Below are 17141 nucleotides of genomic sequence, written 5' to 3'. Positions count from 1 at the left end.
CGACTGTGATGGCCCGGCCTTGGGGCTCGGCGGCGTACGCGGGTAGGGTCCACACCGTCCGTCCGCAGCCCGAAGAGCCCGTCACCTTGGAGGACCTCGCACGATGACCGCCCGGTTCACCGCGAAGCTGGGCTCGGTGGCCGCGGCGCTGCTGTTCGCCAGTGCCTGCCAGTCCACGTCCCTGCGAGCCGGGGTGATCCGCCCCCCGGCCGGCGTGATCACCTGGGGTGCGAGCGCCTACCGGGTCGGCGAGGCGGTGGCCGACCGCGGCTACCGGCTCGTGGTGCACACCAGCGTCGCGGGCCACGACGCCCGGATCCGGCTCTCCAACGCCTTCGGGGACCGGCCCGTGACGTTCGACAGCGTCTACGCCGGTCTGCGCAGGACGGGCGCCGAACTGGTACCCGGCAGCAACCGCCGGCTGACCTTCGGCGGGGCGCGCTCCGTCACCGTCCCCGCCGGACAGACCGTGCTCAGCGATCCGCTGCCCGGCAACCTGCCCGCCGCGAGCGACCTGGCGGTCAGTATCCACACACCCGACGCGGCCGGCCCGGTGACCGGCCACTGGTTGGGCATGCAGACGTCGTACGTCACCTCGGGCGACCACACCGCCGAGGAGAGCGGCGCCTCCTGGGTGAAGCGCACCGGCTCCCGGTTCTACCTCGACGCGGTCTCCGTGCGGGCGAGCCGTGGGACCCGAGCCGTCGTGGCCCTCGGCGACTCCATCACGGACGGCTGGCATTCGACCGCCGACCTGAACCGCCGCTGGCCCGACTACCTCGCCCGCCGACTGGAACGCGCGGACACCGGCATCAAGGGCGTCGCCAACGAGGGCATCGCGGGCAACAAGGTCCTCGCGGACGGGTCCGGACAGAGCGCACTCAACCGACTCGACCGGGACGTGCTGGCCCAGCCCGGCGTCCGGACCGTGTTCCTCTTCGAGGGCGTCAACGACCTCAAGGCCCACACCGGCGTCACCACCGAGGACCTGACCGGCGGCTACCAGAAGCTCGTCAAGCGTGCGCACGCGGCCGGCAAGTGCGTCGTCGCAGCCACCGTCGGCCCCTTCAAGGGCTGGTCCGAATGGGACCAGGACGCCGAAGCCGTACGCCAGGAGGTCAACACCTTCATCAGGACCAGCGGCGAGTTCGACGCCGTCACCGACTTCGACCGCGTCCTGCGAAGTCCCCGTGACCCCGCACGGATCCTGCCCGCTTTCGACGGCGGCGACCACATCCACCCCAACGACAGGGGAATGCGGGCGATGGCCGACGCCGTCGACCTGAGGAGCCTCGACTGCGCCGACCGGGACCCGGAGCCGAAGCCATGACCCCGCCGGTTCCCCGGCCCCGGAACGGTCAGTAACCGTCACTCAGGACGGTCCGTGCCCGGATCCGCTCCGCTCCGCACTGATCAGCCCCTGCCGGTAGGCGACCGCCACCGCCTCCGTGCGGCTCGCCGCGCCCAGCTTGGCGAGGATGTTGGAGACATGGACGCTCGCCGTCTTGGCGCTGATGAAAAGGTCCTCGCCGATCTGCCGGTTGCTGCGGCCGAGGGCGAGCAGCCGCAGTACCTCCTGCTCGCGGGAGGTGAGGATGGTGGTGCGGGCATGGGCGGCCGGAGCCTGCGTCAGACGTCCACGGCGGATCAGGGCGTCCACCTGCTCCAGCAGAGGTGTGGCGCCCAGCCGGACGGCCGTCGCCCGCGCCTCCAGGGCCGCCACGCCCGCCTCCTCGCGCCGCTCGTCCGTCAACAGGGCCTCGGCGAACCGCGCTTGGCAGCGCGCCCGCTCGTACACGTCACCGAACTCGAAGGCGGCGACCGCCCTTTCCCAAGCGGCCGCGTCCGGCCCGGACACCGCCCGCGCCCACTCCGCCTCGGCCCGGGCCAGCCACGCCTGCCCCTCCGGCCCCTGCGGGGTGCCGTTCTCCCCGTGCGCGCAGGAGAGCCGGGCGAGGTCGCGCAGTTCGGTCGCGGTGTCCGTCCAGCGGCGCGTCTCGACCTCGTCGCCACTCGAACGCAGCGTGGCGGCCCGGTCGGCGACCGCGGCCAGGGCGAGGGCGGCCAGCCGCACCGTGACGTACGGCGGTGTGCCCGCGACGTCGGTGAAAGCCGCCACGATGGAGCGCATCCGCCCGACGGCCGCCTCCGGCGCACCCCGTTGTGCCGCCGCGTCGGTCAGCACGATGCCCGCGACCAGTGTGCTCATCCAGTCGAACGGCCCCTCCAACAGGGCCTCGGCACGGTCGGCGGCCGTGCGGTCACCGCGTGCCAGTGCCACGTACAGCGCGGGCCCGGCCGTGTACTCGCCGGCCGCCGGAAGCACCTCGGCGTCCGCGGCCGCCGCGCGAACGCACTCCTCCCAGCGGCCCAGCGTGTACAGCACCAGCAGCCGGAGATAACGCATCTCCAACGGATACGGCGAGGACAGCAGGCCCGCACGGCGGGCCCGGTCCAGCCCCTCGGTGAGCCACGGCAGGCACTCGTCGAGGTCACCGGACTCGAAAGAGCCGATGGCCAGATTGAACAGGGCGCGCAGTTCCACCGGCGCGTTGCCCGAGCCGCGCGCGAGATCCCGGGCCTCCCGCAGCCGCTGCCGACCCTCCGGCGTCCGGCGGCCACCGCCTTCCAGGCCTGCCAGCGAGATCAGCAGATCGGCCCGCGCGTCGGTCACGTCCAGCCGTTCCGCGACGCTCAGCGCCTGCCGGGCGATCCGCCGCGCCGTGTCGTACTCCCCGACCTGGCGTGCCGCCAGCACATGGGTGGCCGCCGCCCACACCCAGGTGCGCGACGGGGGCTCGGCCGGGATCATGGCGAGCGCCTCGCTGCTGTACTCGAACGCCGCCGTCAGGCTGTCGACGCCGATCAGGTTCCCGGCGAGCGTGTACCGGACCCGGGCGGCCAGCTCGGAGTCCGCGTCCTGTCCGACGCCCGCGAGCGCGGCGCGGGTGAGGGAGACCGCCCGGTGCGCCTGGCCGGCGTGCGCGGCCGCCGCCGAGGCGCGCAGGGTGAGCGTCACCCGGTCGGCGCCCTCGCCCGCGGGCCGAGCGGACGGTTCCACCGCCGACCACAGGTCCAGGGCGGCTTCGAGGTGCCGTAGTTCCTCGGCGGGCGCGCCGAGCGACTGCGCGTGTCCGGCCGCCTCCAACGAGGCCGTCAGCGCCTGGGCCAGGTCGTGGCTCTCGCGGTAGTGGTGGGCCCGCTCCGCCGCGCTCTCGGCCGGACGGCCCCGCCCGCTGAGCAGCCGGGCGAACGCGCCGTGCAGCCGGGCCCGTTCCCCGGGGAGCAGATCGGCGTAGACCGCCTCGCGGGCCAGGGCGTGCCGGAAGGCGTACGTGTCGCCGTGGCCGGGGACCAGCAGCTGCCGCCCGATCGCCTCCCGCAGGGCTGACTCCAGCGCGTCCTCGGGAAGACCGACCGCGTCCCGCAGCAGGTCGTGCTCGACCCGGCGCCCCGCCACCGCGGCCGTGCGCAGCACCTGCTGGGCGGTGTCGGAGAGCTGCTCGAAGCGGATCAGCAGGACGTCCGCGAGGCCGCTGGGAACGCCCCCGGCCTCCGAGTCGGTGGCCGCGAGCAGTTCCTCCGCGTAGAAGGCGTTGCCCTCGGCGCGCTCGACGATCCGCCGGACCGTGGCGTCCGGCAGCGGACTCGACCACAACGCGCGGACCAGACGGGCGACGTCGGGATCGGTCATGGGCCGCAGCTCCAGCCGCTCCACGGCGGGCAGCCGCACCAGCTCCGCCAGCAGCGGACGCAACGGGTGACGGCGGTGCAGGTCGTCCGCACGGTAGGAGGCGAACACCGCCAGCCGGTGGGTGGGCGCACCGCCCGCCGACCGCTGGAGGATGCCCCGGCTGAGCAGGAACCGCAGCAGGTCCCGGGAGGACTGGTCGGCCCAGTGCAGGTCCTCCAGGACGAGCAGCAGCGGGGCGATGTCCGAGACGCCGGCCAGCAGTCCCGCGATGCCCTCGAACAGCCGCAGCCGTCCCCCCGTGTCCCGAGCCGTGTCCGTGCCGCCGCCCAGCAGCCGGTCCACCACCGGATACGCGGCGAGAACGTCAGCGAACCGCTCGTCGGCCGCGAGCAGCCCCAGCACCTCGGTGAACGGCAGATACGGCAGACCCACGTCACCGAGGTCCACGCAGTGCCCGGTGAGCACCGTCATCCCGGCGCGGTCGGCGCGTTGGGCGAGCTCGTCCAGCATCCGGGTCTTGCCCACGCCCGCGTCCCCGGCGATCAGCACCGCCCGGGCCTCACCGCCGCGGGCACGCTCCAGCACACCGGTGAGACGGGCGAGTTCGTCCTCCCGGCCGATGAGTGGGGCGGTGTCTGAGATCGTCGGCACGGATCCATCCTGGCACGCGGCACTGACAGAGCCACTGGGGCCGAGTGCGCCCGCGCCGGACGGCGAGGGCGCGGGGCCGGGACGTCACTGCCGCAACGACCGGGCCCAGTCGGCCGGCACCCGCCCCGCGGGGCCCGGCGTGGGCTGGTCCGCCGGATGACTCGCCGGCGGCGCGAGCTCCGGCCCCGCCTCGTACAGCTCGTTCGTCGCGTAGTTCCAGTACCAGCCCTCGCCCGGCTCGAAGCTCTGCACCAGGGGATGCCCGGTGGTCTTGTAGTGGCCGGTCGCGTGCTGAGCGGGGGAGGAGTCGCAGCAGCCGATGTGCCCGCACTGCGCGCAGCGCCGCAGATGGAACCACCAGCCGCCGGCCGCGTCGCACTCCACGCATCCGGCGCCGCTCGGCGGGGCGGCGGGGTCGAGGCCGTCGATCGGGTTGTCGCTGGTCATACGGGCTCCTCGGAGGGTGTGTCGGGGTCCGCGGCCGTGAGCGGCAGCAAGACCTGGAAGCGGGTGTCGCCCGGCTCGGACTCGACCTGGAGGGAACCGTGGTGTTTGTTGACGACGATCCGCCAGGAGATGTCCAGGCCGAGACCGGTGCCCTCGCCCACCGGCTTGGTGGTGAAGAACGGGTCGAAGATACGGTCGCGGATCTCCGCCGGCACACCGGGCCCGGTGTCGCGGAACTCCACCAGCAGCCGGTCGTGATCGAGGGCCGTCCGTACGGTCAACGTCCCCTCTCCGCCTGCGCCGTTGACGGCATGGACCGCGTTGTCGATCAGGTTGGTCCATACCTGGTTGAGCTCCGCCGGGTAGGCGGGCACCTTCGGGACCGTGCGGTCGTACTCCTTGACCACCTTGATCCGCGGACCGATCTTGCCGGACAGCATCAGCAGGGTGCTGTCGAGGAGTTCGTGCACGTCGGCGACCTGGTAGGGGGCCCGGTCCAGCTGCGAGTACTGCTTGGCGGCGTCCACGAGATGGGAGATGCGGTTGGTGGAGTCGTTGATCTCGTCCATCAACAGCTCGGTCTCGACGGTGTAGTTGAGCCACCCGATGGCGTTCGGCAGAATCTCCTCGTCGACGGCGGCGGCCACCTGGTCCAGCCAGTCGGCGTCGAGACCGGCCTGGACGAAGGTGGGGGCGATCCGCCAGCCGTCCGCGATGCCGTGGTCGTCGAGCCAGTCCGTGAGGGTGTCCTCCCGGTCGGAGGCCTCCAACGGGCTCAGCGTGGGGGCCTTGGCGACGCGTTCGGCGGTGCGTTCCTGGATGTCGATGAGGTTCGCCATGGCCGCGGGGGAGTAGGAGGCCTGGGAGATGACGGCGAGCTTGTGCCGCATCTTGGCCACGCGTTCCCGCAGCGTCGCGGTAGCCCGCACCGCCGCCGCGGCGGGGTTGTTGAGCTCGTGCGTGAGTCCCGCGGACAACGAGCCCAGCGCCAGCAGCCGTTCGCGCTGCCCGATGACCCGTTGGGTGCTCTTCGTCCCGAAGAACAGTCCCTCCAGCAGATGCACCGCCATCGGGAACCACTCCTGCATGAAGTCCGCGAAGGTGTCCGCGGGCAGCACGAAGAAACGCGTCGGCTCGGTGACCCGCAGCGAGTTGACGTACGCCTGGGGCACCCGGTCACCCAGGTACGCCTGCATGGCCCCCGAGTAGACCCCGGGCTGGGAGGTCCGGGTGACCTCCACGTCGTCGCCGCCGACCCGCCGGGAGAGCACGACCGTGCCCTCGATCATCACGTAGAAGCAGGTGGCGGGCTCGCCCTCGGTGAAGACCGGGCCGGGCTCGAACTTCTCCACCCGCCCCTCGGCGCACAGCTGTCCGAGCTGCTCGGGGGACAGCTTCTCGAACAGGAACAGCGACCCGACCTCCCGCGGGCTGCACGGCATCGGCTGCCCACTCATGACTGCTCCAGATACCGGTGGACGAGCATCACGGCCATGGCTCCCTCTCCGACGGCGGACGCGACCCGCTTCGCGGACTCGGCTCGGGCGTCGCCCGCGACGAACACGCCCGGGATGTTGGTCTCCAGGTGGTACGGGGGCCGGTCCAGCTCCCAGTCGGCCGGTGGCCGCCCGTCGGGGGTCAGATCGGGACCGGCCAGGATGAACCCGCGCTCGTCGCGCAGCACAGCGCCGTCCAGCCAGTCGGTCAGCGGGGCCGCTCCGATGAACACGAACATCCACTGCGCGTCGACGAGTTCGGTCCGTCCGCTCTCCACGTCGCGCAGCGTGAGCTGCTCCAGGCGCCCGGAGCCGTGCGCGGCCTCCACGACCGTCCCGCAGCGCACCGAGATGTTCGGCGACTCCTCGATCTGCTGGATCAGGTAGTACGACATCGACGCCGACAGCGACGCCCCGCGCACCAGCAGGGTCACCGACTTCGCGCCCCGCGCCAGGTACATCGCGGCCTGCCCGGCGGAGTTGGCGCCGCCCACGATGTACACGTCATGGCCCTGGCAGGAGGCCGCCTCGGTCAGCGCCGAACCGTAGAACACCCCGCAGCCGGTCAGGTCGGAGGTGCCCGGCGCCGCCAGCTGCCGGTACGACACACCGGTCGCCAGGATCACGCTGTGCGCGGCGACGGCCGAGCCGTCGGAGAAGCGCACGACCCGCGCGGCGCCGTTGATCTCCAGTCCCGTCACCTGCCGCGCGGTGAGGATCTCGGCACCGAACTTCGCCGCCTGCCGCCGCGCCCGGTCGGTGAGCTGCGCCCCCGACACGCCGTCCGGGAAACCGAGGTAGTTCTCGATGCGGGAGCTCTGCCCGGCCTGCCCGCCGGTCGCCGACCGCTCCACGAGCACCGTCCGCAGCCCTTCAGAGGCCCCGTACACGGCGGCGCCGAGCCCGGCCGGGCCGCCGCCGATGACGACCAGGTCGTAGAAGTCCGCCTCCGGGGTCGTCGCCAGACCGACCCGCGCGGCCAGCTCGGGCGCCTCCGGCTCGACCAGCACGGTGCCGTCGGGGGTGATCACCAGCGGCAGCCGCTGCGCGTCCTGTCCGGCCGCCGCCAGCAGCCGCCGCCCCTCCGGCTCGTCCGCCGAGTACCAGCGGTACGGCACCTGGTTGCGTGCGAGGAACTCCCGTACGTCCGACGAACGCGCCGACCAGCGGTGGCCGACCACCTTGGTGGCGGGCACCGGCCGGAAGTCGCTGCGCCGCCACGACTCCAGGAGGTCGTCCACGACCGGGTACAGCTTCTCCTCGGGCGGGTCCCAGGGCTTGAGCAGATAGTGGTCGAGGTCGACGACGTTGATCGCGTCGATCGCCGCGTTGGTGTCCGCGTACGCGGTCAGCAGCACCCGCCGGGCCCCCGGATACACGTCCAGGGCCTGCTCCAGGAACTCGATGCCGTTCATCTGCGGCATCCGGTAGTCCGCGAGGATCACGGCCACCAGATCACCGCGCAGCTTCAGCTCGCGCAGCGCCTCCAGCGCCGACTCGCCGGACTCCGCGCGCACGATCCGGTACGACTCGCCGTAGCGTCGCCGCAGGTCGCGGGCGACGGCTCGGGAGACCCCCGGGTCGTCGTCCACGGTCAAGATGACGGTCCGCGCTGCGTCCGCGGCCTGTGCCATACGTCTCCCACCCCGAGGTCGGACCGACGGCACGGCGGCCCACGTCGTGGTCACCGCGCCGACTCCAGGCCATCGTATGTTCGATCGCCCCGGTTCGCTCCGGATACCTGGAGCCGTTCGCTCCGGGCACAGGGCCGGGCGCGGGGAGTCAACAGGGGCGGCCCACCGGCCGCGTTGCGGGCCGGGCACGCGGAACTGGTCGCCCTCGGGATCCGGTGGTGAAGACTGGGTAACCAGTCACGTGAAGAAGACGCAGGGAGGCCGGAAGCATGACGCGCCCGATCACGGCAGGGGTCGACGGAACCGAGGAGAGCCTGGCCGCGCTGGCCTGGGCTGCCCGGGAAGCGGTCCGCCGCAAGCTGGCGCTGCGGGTCGTGCACGCCTGGCGGTACCAGGCGCACGAGGCGATCGAGGCCACCGACCCGGAGGTCCAGATCGGATGGGCCAAGGAGGCGGTGGGCGAGGCCGCCCGGACCGTCACCGAACGCCATCCGGAGCTGGAGGTGTCCACTGACGTGATCGAGGGCGCCGATGCCGAGACGCTGGTCGCCGCCGCGGCAGAGGCCGAGATGCTGGTGCTCGGCTCGCGCGGCCACGGCCGGGTCATGGGCTTCCTGCTGGGATCGGTGGGCCAGCAGGTGATCGTCGAGGCCACCCGGCCGGTCGTCCTGGTGCGCGCCGGTGACGAGCCCGCGGCCGAGGCGGCGGGCCGCGAGATCGTCGTGGGTCAGCAGGGCGAGCCCGAGGACAGCGCGGAGGCGCTGCGGTTCGCGTTCGAGACGGCCGCGGCGCGCGGTGCCACGGTGCGCGCGGTACGGGCCTGGACCCTGCCGCCGGTCTTCGCCTACAGCCCCGGTTCGCTCAGGCTCCTCGACGAGACCGGTGGCCTGGAGCCGTACGAGAAGAAGGCCCTGGCGGCGGCGCTGCAGCCGTGGCGGGACCGCTTCCCGGACGTGCCGGTCGTCGAGCACGTGGAGATGGGCAGCGCCGGCCAGGTGCTGCTGTCGGTGGCCACCGGGGCCCAGCTGATGGTCGTCGGGCGCCGTGCCCACCGGACGGCCGTGGGCGCCCGTATCGGATCGGTGGCCCACGGCGTGCTGCACCACGCGGGCTGCCCGGTGGCCGTGGCGCCGCACGCCTGAGTCAGTCGGTGGCGGGGCTGGGCTGGAGGGTCTCCCGGGCCTTGGGAAGGATGTTCTTGATGTAGTCCTCCACAGCCGTCTCCAGCCCCAGGTCGTGCTGCGCGCGCTCGGACAGGTACCAGCGGTGTTCCAGCAGCTCGTGGTAGATCTCGGCCGCGTCCATCGAGCCGCGCAGCTCGAGGGGCACGGCGCGCACGGTGGGGCGGAAGACGTCCCGGACCCAGCGGTGGGCGAGTACCTCCGGACGGGCCGCGAGGGGGTCGCCCGGGGCGTAGTCGTCCTGGGTGGCCATCCAGCTCTCCAGGTCGTTCAGGAGCCGGCGGGCCTGGTTCTCCTCGGCGTCCAGGCCGGTCAGCCGCAGCAACTGGCGCTGGTGGTGGCCCGCGTCCACGACCTTGGGCACGAACGTGACCGAGTCGCCGTTCGAGGAGTGCTCGATCTGCATCTCGGCCACGTCGAACCCGAGGTCGTTCAGACGGCGGATCCGGCGCTCGATGAAGTGGTACTTGCCCGCCGGGTAGACGGACCTGCGGGTCAGCTCCTCCCACAGGGTGCCGTAGCGGGCGCAGATCTCCGTGCCGAACTCGATCGGGTCCACCGACGGGTGCAGGGCCCCGGACGCCTCCAGGTCGAGCAGTTCGCCGCTGATGTTCACCCGGGCCAGGTCCAGGTCGTAGTCGCGCTGACCGGCGCTGAGCTGCGGGTGCAGGTCGCCGGTCTCCGCGTCCACCAGGTAGGCGGCGTACGCGCCCGCGTCCCGCCGGAACAGCGTGTTGGACAGCGAGCAGTCGCCCCAGGCGAACCCGGCGAGGTGCAGCCGCACCAGAAGCACGGCCAGGGCGTCCATCAGGCGGTGCATGGTCGCGGGCCGCATGGTGGTCTCGAACATCGACCGGTACGGCATGGAGCCGCCCAGATGCCGGGTGATCAGCACCGACTCCAGCGGGGCGTCGTCCGGGGCGGTGCGTCCGGTGACCACGGCCAGCGGGTCCACGGCGGGGATGCCGAGCCGGTCCAGGTCCCGCAGCAGCTCGTACTCGCGCAGCGCCGGGCGTTCGGCGAGCTCCTTGACCGCTATCACCTCGGCACCGGCGCGGGCGTAGCGCACGACGTGGCGGGAGATACCCCGCGGCAGCGGCACCAGGTACTCCTCGGGCCACTCCTCCAGGGGAAGATGCCAGGGCAGTTCGAGCAGGAGCGCGGGATGCTCCGGGTTGGTCGCGCTGATCTGCAGGGCCATGGGTGGACTGTCCTTGCTCGCCGGTGATCGTCACCTCACCTTAGAGCGCGCGCTCCCTTGCCTGAAGTACCGCCTCACGGACCGGACCGCGGTGCACCGGACCGTGCCCGGGCAGCAGCAGGTCCGCCTCCAGCGTGGCGAGCACGTCCAGCGACGCCACGGCCCGGGGCCGTTCGTGGTGGAACATGTCGGGCAGCAGCTGCGGGCCCTTGGCCCGGGAGGTCGGGTGGCCGCTCACCAGGGCGTCGCCGGAGATCAGCACACCCCGGTCCGGGAGGTGGAAGGCGCTGTGCCCGTCGGTGTGGCCGGGCGTGTGCACGGGAACGGGCCGGCCGGGCAGGTCGAGCGCGCCCGGCGCCGGAAACGCCTGGGGGGAGGCCACCGGGACATGGGCGGTGCCGCCCGAGCGGATCGCGTGCACGGCCCACGGCAGGACACCGGGCCGCCAGCCGTTCTTCACCACCGTCCCGACGCTGACCTGGTGCAGGAACTCCCGCCGCGCGTGCGGCACTTCGGCCTCGTGCAGATACACGGGCATGCCGTAGCCGCCGCGCAGGTACTCGGCGGAGCCCAGGTGGTCGTTGTGGGCGTGGGTGATCAGCACGGCCTCGACGGCCTCCGGAGAGCTGCCCAACTCCGCGAGGGAGGCGAGGAGTTGCTCCCGGTCTCCGGGGTAGCCGGTGTCGACCAGTGTCACGGCGTCGCCCTCGGTGAGGATCACCCAGTTGGTGTTGCTGCCGTGCACCAGATAGGCGCCGTCGGCTACTTGCTGCACATCTGCGCGCATCATCGTCCCGCGTGTGAGGTCCTTGCTCGACGCAGACAGCAAAGCAGACCAGGAGGCAGTCGAAGTCGCCGGGTCCGGCCGCACGTCGAACGCGAAGGGCGCGCACGCGAAGAGCGAGCGCCCTGGGCCGCCCCGCGTCAGCGCACGTCGTGCGGGCGGAACTGGACACTGATGCGCGGCCCGGTGGCGCGCGTCGTCTTCGGTACGCAGTGCTCCCAGGTCCGCTGGCAGGAGCCGCCCATCACGATCAGGTCGCCGTGCCCCAGCGGCCGGCGGACCGTGTCCCCGCCTCGCGTCGGCCGCAGCAGCAGGTCGCGGGGCGTACCCAGGGAGAGGATCGCGACCATGGTGTCCTGGTGCGCGCCGCGTCCGATCCGGTCGCCGTGCCAGGCGACGCTGTCGCGCCCGTCGCGGTAGTAGCAGAGCCCGGCCGTGCGGAAGGGTTCGCCCAGTTCCTCGGCGTAGCGCGCGGACAGCGCCTCGCGGGCCTCGGTCAGCAGGGGGTGCGGCAGGGGGTCGTCATCGCCGTAGAACGCCAGCAGGCGCGGTACGTCGACGACGTGGTCGTACATCTTCCGCCGCTCCGCGCGCCAGGGCACATCGGAGGCCAGGTGCTCGAACAGGGCGTCGGAGCCGCTCAGCCATCCGGGCAGTACGTCGATCCAGGCGCCCGCGCCGAGCACGGTCCGGCGGATCCCGTCCAGGGGGCCGAGGCTCAGCCGGTCACTCTGGTCGAAGAGGGAAGCCTGGAAGTGCCTGGTCATGGATTCAGCGTACCCCTATTCGAAAATTTGTTCAGGGTGTTCCCGGTCTCCGCGACGACGTCCGGGTGGGGACGCAAGGGGCTTTCGATACATCGACGTATCGGATACATTCCCGTATCGAACGGGACGGAGGGCGGACATGGCGGTGCGGGAGACGACCGGACGCGTGACCAGACGCCGTATCCGCACCCGCGCCAACCTCCTGGACGCGGCGTTCGCGGTGTTCGCCGCCAAGGGGTTCGGGCGGGTCTCCATCGAGGAGGTCTGCGAGGCGGCCGGGTACAGCCGGGGCGCCTTCTACTCCAACTTCGGCAGCCTGGACGAGCTGTTCTTCGCCCTCTACCGGCAGCGGGCCGACCTGATCGCCGAGCAGGTGGCGCGGGCGCTGGCCCTGGACGGACCCGAGCTCGACGTGGCCGCCTCGGTGGAGCGGGTCCTGGAGGTGCTCCTGCTCGACGTGGACTGGCTGCTGGTGAAGACCGACTTCCTCGTCCACGCCGCCCGCGATCCGGCCGTCGCCCAGACCCTGCTGGAACACCGGGAACGGCTGCGGCGGGCGATCGAGGAACGGCTCGCCCGGGCCACCGGACCCGCCGCCCTGCCCGCCGCGCTCGGCGACGTCGACGGCGCGGCCCGCGCGGTCGTCGCCGCGTACGACGGAGTCACCACCCAACTGCTGCTGGACAAGGACGTCGAGCACGCCCGGGTCTGGCTGGGACAGTTGCTCACCGCCCTGTTGACCGACGGCGGCGGCACCCCCGCATGACACCACTCAAGACACCCCCGAAGCCCCAAGACACCCCATGAGAAAGGCAACGGTCGCCATGGATGCGGACGTCATCGTCGTCGGAGCCGGACTCGCGGGCCTGGTCGCGGCGCACGAGCTGACCAGTCGGGGCCGCCGGGTCGCGCTGGTCGACCAGGAGAACGCCGCCAACCTCGGCGGGCAGGCCTTCTGGTCCTTCGGCGGGCTGTTCCTCGTCGACTCCCCGGAACAGCGGCGCCTGGGCATCAAGGACTCCTTCGACCTCGCCTGGAACGACTGGCAGGGCAGCGCGGGGTTCGACCGCGTCGACGACGAGGACTCCTGGGCGGTGCGCTGGGCGCGCGCCTACGTCGAGTTCGCGGCAGGGGAGAAACGTTCCTGGCTCCAGGGGCACGGCATCTCGTTCCTGCCCACCGTCGGCTGGGCCGAGCGCGGCGACCTGACGGCCCACGGACACGGCAACTCCGTACCCCGCTTCCATATCGCCTGGGGCACCGGAACGGGGGTCGTGGAGCCCTTCGTCGACCACGCCAAGCAGGCCGCTCGCGAGGGGCTGCTCACCTTCTACCACCGCCACCAGGTCGACGAGCTGGTCGTCGAGAAGGGCGCGGCGCGCGGGGTACGCGGCACCGTGCTGGCCGAGGACCACTCGGCCCGGGGCGTCGCCTCCAGCCGCGAGCGTATCGGCGACTTCGAACTCACCGCGCAGGCCGTCGTCGTCACCACCGGCGGCATCGGCGCCAACCACGAGATGGTCCGCCGCCACTGGCCCGAGCGCCTCGGCACCCCGCCCGCCGAGATGGTCACCGGCGTGCCCGCCTACGTCGACGGCCGGATGCTCGACATCAGCGCCGACGCCGGGGTGCGTCTGGTCAACCGGGACCGCATGTGGCACTACACCGAGGGGCTGCGCAACTGGGACCCGATCTGGCCCGGCCACGGCATCCGCATCCTGCCGGGCCCGTCCTCGATGTGGTTCGACGCCCTCGGCCGCCGACTGCCCGAGCCGTGCCTGCCCGGCTACGACACCCTCAGCACCCTCGAGTACCTGCGCACCACCGAGGACATCGCCGGATACGACCACTCCTGGTTCATCCTCACTCAGAAGATCATCGAGAAGGAGTTCGCCCTGTCGGGTTCCGAGCAGAACCCCGACATCACCGCCAAGGACCGGGCCGGCTTCCTGAAGGAGCGGGTGCTCGGCAAGGGGGCGCCGGGGCCGGTCGACGCCTTCCTGCGCAAGGGCGCGGACTTCGTGACCGCCTCGAACCTGGAACAACTCGTCGGGAAGATGAACGACCTGACCGACAAGGCGCTCCTGGACGCGACCGGGATCCGGCGCCAGATCGAGGCCCGCGACCTGCAGATCGCCAACCCCTACAGCAAGGACGCCCAGGTGCAGGGCATCCGCAACGCCCGCCGCTACATCGGCGACCGGCTCGGCCGGGTCGCCACCCCGCACCGCATCCTCGACCCGGCGGCCGGCCCCCTGATCGGCGTCAAGCTGCACACCCTCACCCGCAAGACCCTCGGCGGCATCCAGACCGACCTGGACTCCCGCGCCCTCGGCGCCGACGGCAAGCCCCTGGAAGGGCTGTACGCGGCGGGCGAGGTCGCCGGCTTCGGCGGCGGGGGCGTCCACGGCTACAACGCGCTGGAGGGCACCTTCCTCGGCGGCTGCCTCTTCTCGGGACGGGCGGCGGGGCGGGCGGCCGCTCAGCAGACCGCCTGACAGTGAACGGCCCGTCTCCTCACGCCGTCAGGAGACGGGCCAGCACGGACGCGTGGCTCTGCTCGGGGGACTTGGCGGCGGTCAGCAGCGTGACGGCGCCCCGGCCGGTCAACTCCCGTAACCCGTCGAGGAGTTCGGCCGCCTCGGGAGCGGTCAGCTCCGCCTCGTAGCGCTCCCTGAACTCCTCGTACGACCCCTCGCCGGTATGGTGCCAACGGCGCAGCTCGGTCGACGGGGTGAGGGCCTTGGGCCACTCGTCGACGTGCGCCGCGTCCTTCGACAGGCCGCGCGGCCACAGCCGGTCGACCAGGACACGTACGCCGTCGTCGGGCTCGGGCGGTTCGTAGACGCGACGGACACGGACGCTCACGGGCGGGCCTTCCTCGGGCGGCGGGCGGTTTCGGCGGCGTAGCGCCGAGCCCCGGTCAGACCGGGTGGGCGCGACGGGACTTGACCCGGTGTAGGTCGATCGGGGGGAGGCGGGCACCTAGTGTGAGGCCGTTGGCACCCCCCATCTGTAGGAGTCAGCGTGAGACCGTCCGTCAGACGCACCGCCGTCCTCCGCCGAGAGGCCGTGAGCGTCACCGTCCCCGTCGCCCTCGCGGCTCTGCTCGCCGCCGCCGGGCCCGCTGCCGCGGGCCCTCTCGGCACGTCCGGCGTCGGAGACCCCTACTTCCCGCTGGCCGGCAACGGCGGCTACCACGTCGGTCACTACGACCTGACGCTCCGTTACGACCCGGGCAGCCGTCACCTCACCGGCAAGGCCGTGCTCACCGCGCGTGCCACCCAGCGGCTCAGCCGCTTCGACCTCGACCTCGCAGGGCTGAAGGTCACCGGCCTCACGGTCGACCACGCCAAGGCCGAGTACCGGCGCGACGGCCAGGAACTCGTCGTCACCCCGCGCCACGCCCTGCGCAAGGGAGACCGGTTCCAGGTGACGGTCACCTACTCCGGCAAGCCCGCGCCGGTCACCGACCCGGACGGTTCGCTCGACGGCTGGATCCCCACCGACGACGGCGCCTTCGTCGCCGGTGAACCACAGGGCGCCATGACCTGGTTCCCGGCCAACAACCACCCCCTCGACAAGTCGTCCTACGACTTCACGATCACCGTCCCCAAGGGCCGCACCGCCGTCGCCAACGGCGTCCTGCTCGGGCAGAGCACCAAGAACGGCACGACCACCTTCCGCTGGCGCGAGCGGGAACCCATGGCCGCCTACCTCGCCACCGCGACCGTGGGGACGTTCCAGGTCACGCAGTACACGACCCGTGACGGCATCAAGGTCTACGACGCCGTGGACCCGCGGGAGGCCGCCGCGGCGAAGCCCGTACTGAAGAAGCTGCCCTCGGTGCTGGAGTGGGAGAGCAAGCTGTTCGGGCCGTACCCCTACCGCGCCGCCGGCTCCATCGTCGACCACGCCCCGAACGTCGGCTACGCCCTGGAGACCCAGACCCGACCGGTGTACGACAGCGCCCCCGACCTGAGCACCCTCGTCCACGAGAACGCCCACCAGTGGTTCGGCGACTCGGTCTCCCTCACCTCCTGGAAGGAGATCTGGCTCAACGAGGGCTTCGCGACGTACGCGGAGTGGCTGTACAGCGAACAGCACGGCGGCCCGAGCGCGCAGAAGACCTTCGACGAGCTCTACAAGCGTCCGGCGAGCGACCGCCTGTGGGCCTTCCCGCCCGGCGACCCCGGCGGCGGCGCCAACATCTTCGCCACGCCGGTCTACGCCCGCGGCGCCATGACCCTGCAGGTCCTGCGCAAGGCCGTCGGCGACCGGACGTTCTACCGGATCCTGCGGGCCTGGGCCGCAGAACACCGCGACGGACACGGCACCACCGCCCAGTTCGTGCGGCTCGCGGAACGGCAGTCCGGCAAGGACCTGGACGCGCTGTTCCACACCTGGCTGTACACGCCGGGCAAGCCCAACAGGCCCTAAACCGAACGGAATTGTGATCCTGACGAGTTCCTCACATTCGTCGTCCAAGGTCGAACCATGATCAGACACAGTCCTCCGGCCGCGTTGCTGGCCGCGTCCCTGTTGCTCACGGGATGCGGCGGTGGCGCGGCGGCGGTCCAGGACCACCGGCCCGGCGCCGCCCCGGCGGTGAGCACGCCGCAGGCGCCCGGCCGGCCCTCGCCGGAGAACACCGTCGCCGCACCGCGGAAGTTGCCGGGGCTGGGGCCGAAGACGCTGTCCGAGGTCCCCTCCGACGCCCGGCAGGCTGTCGTCGTGACCGGAAGGGGCAGCGACTCCCCGCTGTCCACGGTCGTCCTGTACGAGCGCACCGCGGCCGGCTGGCGGGCCGGAGCGAGCTGGTGGGCGCACAACGCGCGCAACGGCTGGACCGACCACCACCGGGCCGGTGACCTGCGCTCACCCATCGGCGTCTTCACCCTCACCGACGCCGGCGGCCGGCTCCGCGACCCCGGTACCCGGCTGCCGTACGACCGGGGGAGCGGCTTCACCGCGACCGGCACGGGCTTCGAGGGTGAGCCGCTCGCCGGGTCCTTCGACTACGTGATCGCCATCAACTACAACCGGCGGCCCGGCACCACACCGCTGGACTGGACCCGGCCCCTCGGCGCGAGCCGCGGCGGCGGTATCTGGTTCCACGTCGACCACGGCGGCCCCACCCACGGCTGCGTCAGCATCGCCGAACAGCACATGGTCGAACTGCTGCGGGCGCTGGATCCCGGCCGACACCCCGTCGTCGTCATGGGCGACGCGGACTCCCTGGCCCGCTGAGGACCCCTGAGTCCGCCAAGGCTCCCCAACCGCTTA

At 72.3% G+C, this 17141-nt stretch carries 14 protein-coding genes; 6 read left to right on the top strand and 8 right to left on the bottom strand.

Going from position 1 to position 17141, the window contains the following annotated elements; all coding sequences use genetic code 11:
* Positions 1-103: 103 nt before the first annotated feature.
* A complete protein-coding gene (locus tag ACFYRY_RS02060; protein ID WP_389139065.1) occupies positions 104-1330 on the top strand; it encodes an SGNH/GDSL hydrolase family protein in 1227 nt (408 codons plus the stop codon).
* A gap of 42 nt (positions 1331-1372) precedes the next feature.
* Here ACFYRY_RS02060 and ACFYRY_RS02055 read toward each other — a convergent pair whose 3' ends face one another.
* The 4 genes from ACFYRY_RS02055 to ACFYRY_RS02040 all read right to left on the bottom strand — a co-directional run bounded on the left by ACFYRY_RS02055 (position 1373) and on the right by ACFYRY_RS02040 (position 7922).
* Entirely contained in the window at positions 1373-4345 is a 2973-nt protein-coding gene (locus ACFYRY_RS02055) for an AAA family ATPase (RefSeq protein ID WP_389139063.1), read from the bottom strand.
* Positions 4346-4429: 84 nt separating this feature from the next.
* Complete coding sequence (locus ACFYRY_RS02050; protein ID WP_389139061.1) at positions 4430-4792, bottom strand: UBP-type zinc finger domain-containing protein; 363 nt, start codon at positions 4790-4792, stop codon at positions 4430-4432.
* Entirely contained in the window at positions 4789-6249 is a 1461-nt protein-coding gene (locus tag ACFYRY_RS02045; protein WP_389139059.1) for an ATP-binding protein, read from the bottom strand. Before ACFYRY_RS02045 ends, ACFYRY_RS02050 begins: the two co-directional genes overlap by 4 nt.
* Positions 6246-7922 carry an FAD-dependent oxidoreductase gene (locus ACFYRY_RS02040; RefSeq protein WP_389139057.1) on the bottom strand — a complete coding sequence of 559 codons (1677 nt, stop codon included), beginning with the start codon at positions 7920-7922 and terminating at the stop codon, positions 6246-6248. Before ACFYRY_RS02040 ends, ACFYRY_RS02045 begins: the two co-directional genes overlap by 4 nt.
* Before the next feature lie 269 nt (positions 7923-8191).
* Between ACFYRY_RS02040 and ACFYRY_RS02035 the strand changes: the two genes are divergently transcribed.
* Positions 8192-9064 carry a universal stress protein gene (locus ACFYRY_RS02035; protein WP_389139055.1) on the top strand — a complete coding sequence of 291 codons (873 nt, stop codon included), beginning with the start codon at positions 8192-8194 and terminating at the stop codon, positions 9062-9064.
* Between the two features lies 1 nt (position 9065).
* Here ACFYRY_RS02035 and ACFYRY_RS02030 read toward each other — a convergent pair whose 3' ends face one another.
* The 3 genes from ACFYRY_RS02030 to ACFYRY_RS02020 form a co-directional block, all read right to left on the bottom strand.
* A complete protein-coding gene (locus ACFYRY_RS02030) occupies positions 9066-10304 on the bottom strand; it encodes a DUF4032 domain-containing protein (protein ID WP_389139053.1) in 1239 nt (412 codons plus the stop codon).
* 40 nt (positions 10305-10344) lie between these two features.
* A complete protein-coding gene (locus ACFYRY_RS02025) occupies positions 10345-11091 on the bottom strand; it encodes an MBL fold metallo-hydrolase (RefSeq protein ID WP_389141018.1) in 747 nt (248 codons plus the stop codon).
* A gap of 137 nt (positions 11092-11228) precedes the next feature.
* Entirely contained in the window at positions 11229-11855 is a 627-nt protein-coding gene (locus tag ACFYRY_RS02020; protein WP_389139051.1) for an alpha-ketoglutarate-dependent dioxygenase AlkB family protein, read from the bottom strand.
* A gap of 139 nt (positions 11856-11994) precedes the next feature.
* Here ACFYRY_RS02020 and ACFYRY_RS02015 point away from each other — a divergent pair, with 139 nt between their 5' ends.
* Positions 11995-12621: a TetR/AcrR family transcriptional regulator gene (locus tag ACFYRY_RS02015; protein ID WP_389139049.1), complete on the top strand. Its 627-nt coding sequence runs from the start codon at positions 11995-11997 to the stop codon at positions 12619-12621.
* 58 nt (positions 12622-12679) lie between these two features.
* Positions 12680-14353, top strand: coding sequence for an FAD-binding dehydrogenase (locus tag ACFYRY_RS02010; protein WP_389141016.1), 1674 nt, complete (start codon positions 12680-12682; stop codon positions 14351-14353).
* A 19-nt stretch (positions 14354-14372) separates the two neighbouring features.
* Here ACFYRY_RS02010 and ACFYRY_RS02005 read toward each other — a convergent pair whose 3' ends face one another.
* Entirely contained in the window at positions 14373-14723 is a 351-nt protein-coding gene (locus tag ACFYRY_RS02005; RefSeq protein ID WP_389139047.1) for a DUF488 domain-containing protein, read from the bottom strand.
* Positions 14724-14882: 159 nt separating this feature from the next.
* Between ACFYRY_RS02005 and ACFYRY_RS02000 the strand changes: the two genes are divergently transcribed.
* Together ACFYRY_RS02000 and ACFYRY_RS01995 are read left to right on the top strand one after the other, a co-directional pair.
* Positions 14883-16295 (top strand): M1 family metallopeptidase, encoded by a 1413-nt coding sequence (locus tag ACFYRY_RS02000; RefSeq protein ID WP_389139045.1) that lies wholly within the window; start codon positions 14883-14885, stop codon positions 16293-16295.
* Positions 16296-16352: 57 nt separating this feature from the next.
* The gene (locus tag ACFYRY_RS01995; RefSeq protein ID WP_389139043.1) at positions 16353-17105 is read left to right on the top strand and encodes a L,D-transpeptidase family protein; all 753 of its coding nucleotides are present in this window, start codon (positions 16353-16355) and stop codon (positions 17103-17105) included.
* Positions 17106-17141: the final 36 nt, after the last annotated feature.

This window comes from Streptomyces sp. NPDC005263, assembly GCF_042872365.1.
In the GTDB taxonomy this organism is placed as follows: domain Bacteria; phylum Actinomycetota; class Actinomycetes; order Streptomycetales; family Streptomycetaceae; genus Streptomyces.
Note: the sequence above shows the minus strand (reverse complement) of the source record. Positions and strands in the feature narration are given on the sequence as shown.

Coding starts and splice junctions, on each gene's coding strand:
- ACFYRY_RS02060 (WP_389139065.1), top strand. CDS start 104: ATGACCGCCCGGTTCACCGCGAAGCTGGGCTCGGTGGCCGCGGCGCTG.
- ACFYRY_RS02050 (WP_389139061.1), bottom strand. CDS start 4,792: ATGACCAGCGACAACCCGATCGACGGCCTCGACCCCGCCGCCCCGCCG.
- ACFYRY_RS02045 (WP_389139059.1), bottom strand. CDS start 6,249: ATGAGTGGGCAGCCGATGCCGTGCAGCCCGCGGGAGGTCGGGTCGCTG.
- ACFYRY_RS02040 (WP_389139057.1), bottom strand. CDS start 7,922: ATGGCACAGGCCGCGGACGCAGCGCGGACCGTCATCTTGACCGTGGAC.
- ACFYRY_RS02035 (WP_389139055.1), top strand. CDS start 8,192: ATGACGCGCCCGATCACGGCAGGGGTCGACGGAACCGAGGAGAGCCTG.
- ACFYRY_RS02030 (WP_389139053.1), bottom strand. CDS start 10,304: ATGGCCCTGCAGATCAGCGCGACCAACCCGGAGCATCCCGCGCTCCTG.
- ACFYRY_RS02025 (WP_389141018.1), bottom strand. CDS start 11,091: ATGCGCGCAGATGTGCAGCAAGTAGCCGACGGCGCCTATCTGGTGCAC.
- ACFYRY_RS02020 (WP_389139051.1), bottom strand. CDS start 11,855: ATGACCAGGCACTTCCAGGCTTCCCTCTTCGACCAGAGTGACCGGCTG.
- ACFYRY_RS02015 (WP_389139049.1), top strand. CDS start 11,995: ATGGCGGTGCGGGAGACGACCGGACGCGTGACCAGACGCCGTATCCGC.
- ACFYRY_RS02010 (WP_389141016.1), top strand. CDS start 12,680: ATGGATGCGGACGTCATCGTCGTCGGAGCCGGACTCGCGGGCCTGGTC.
- ACFYRY_RS01995 (WP_389139043.1), top strand. CDS start 16,353: ATGATCAGACACAGTCCTCCGGCCGCGTTGCTGGCCGCGTCCCTGTTG.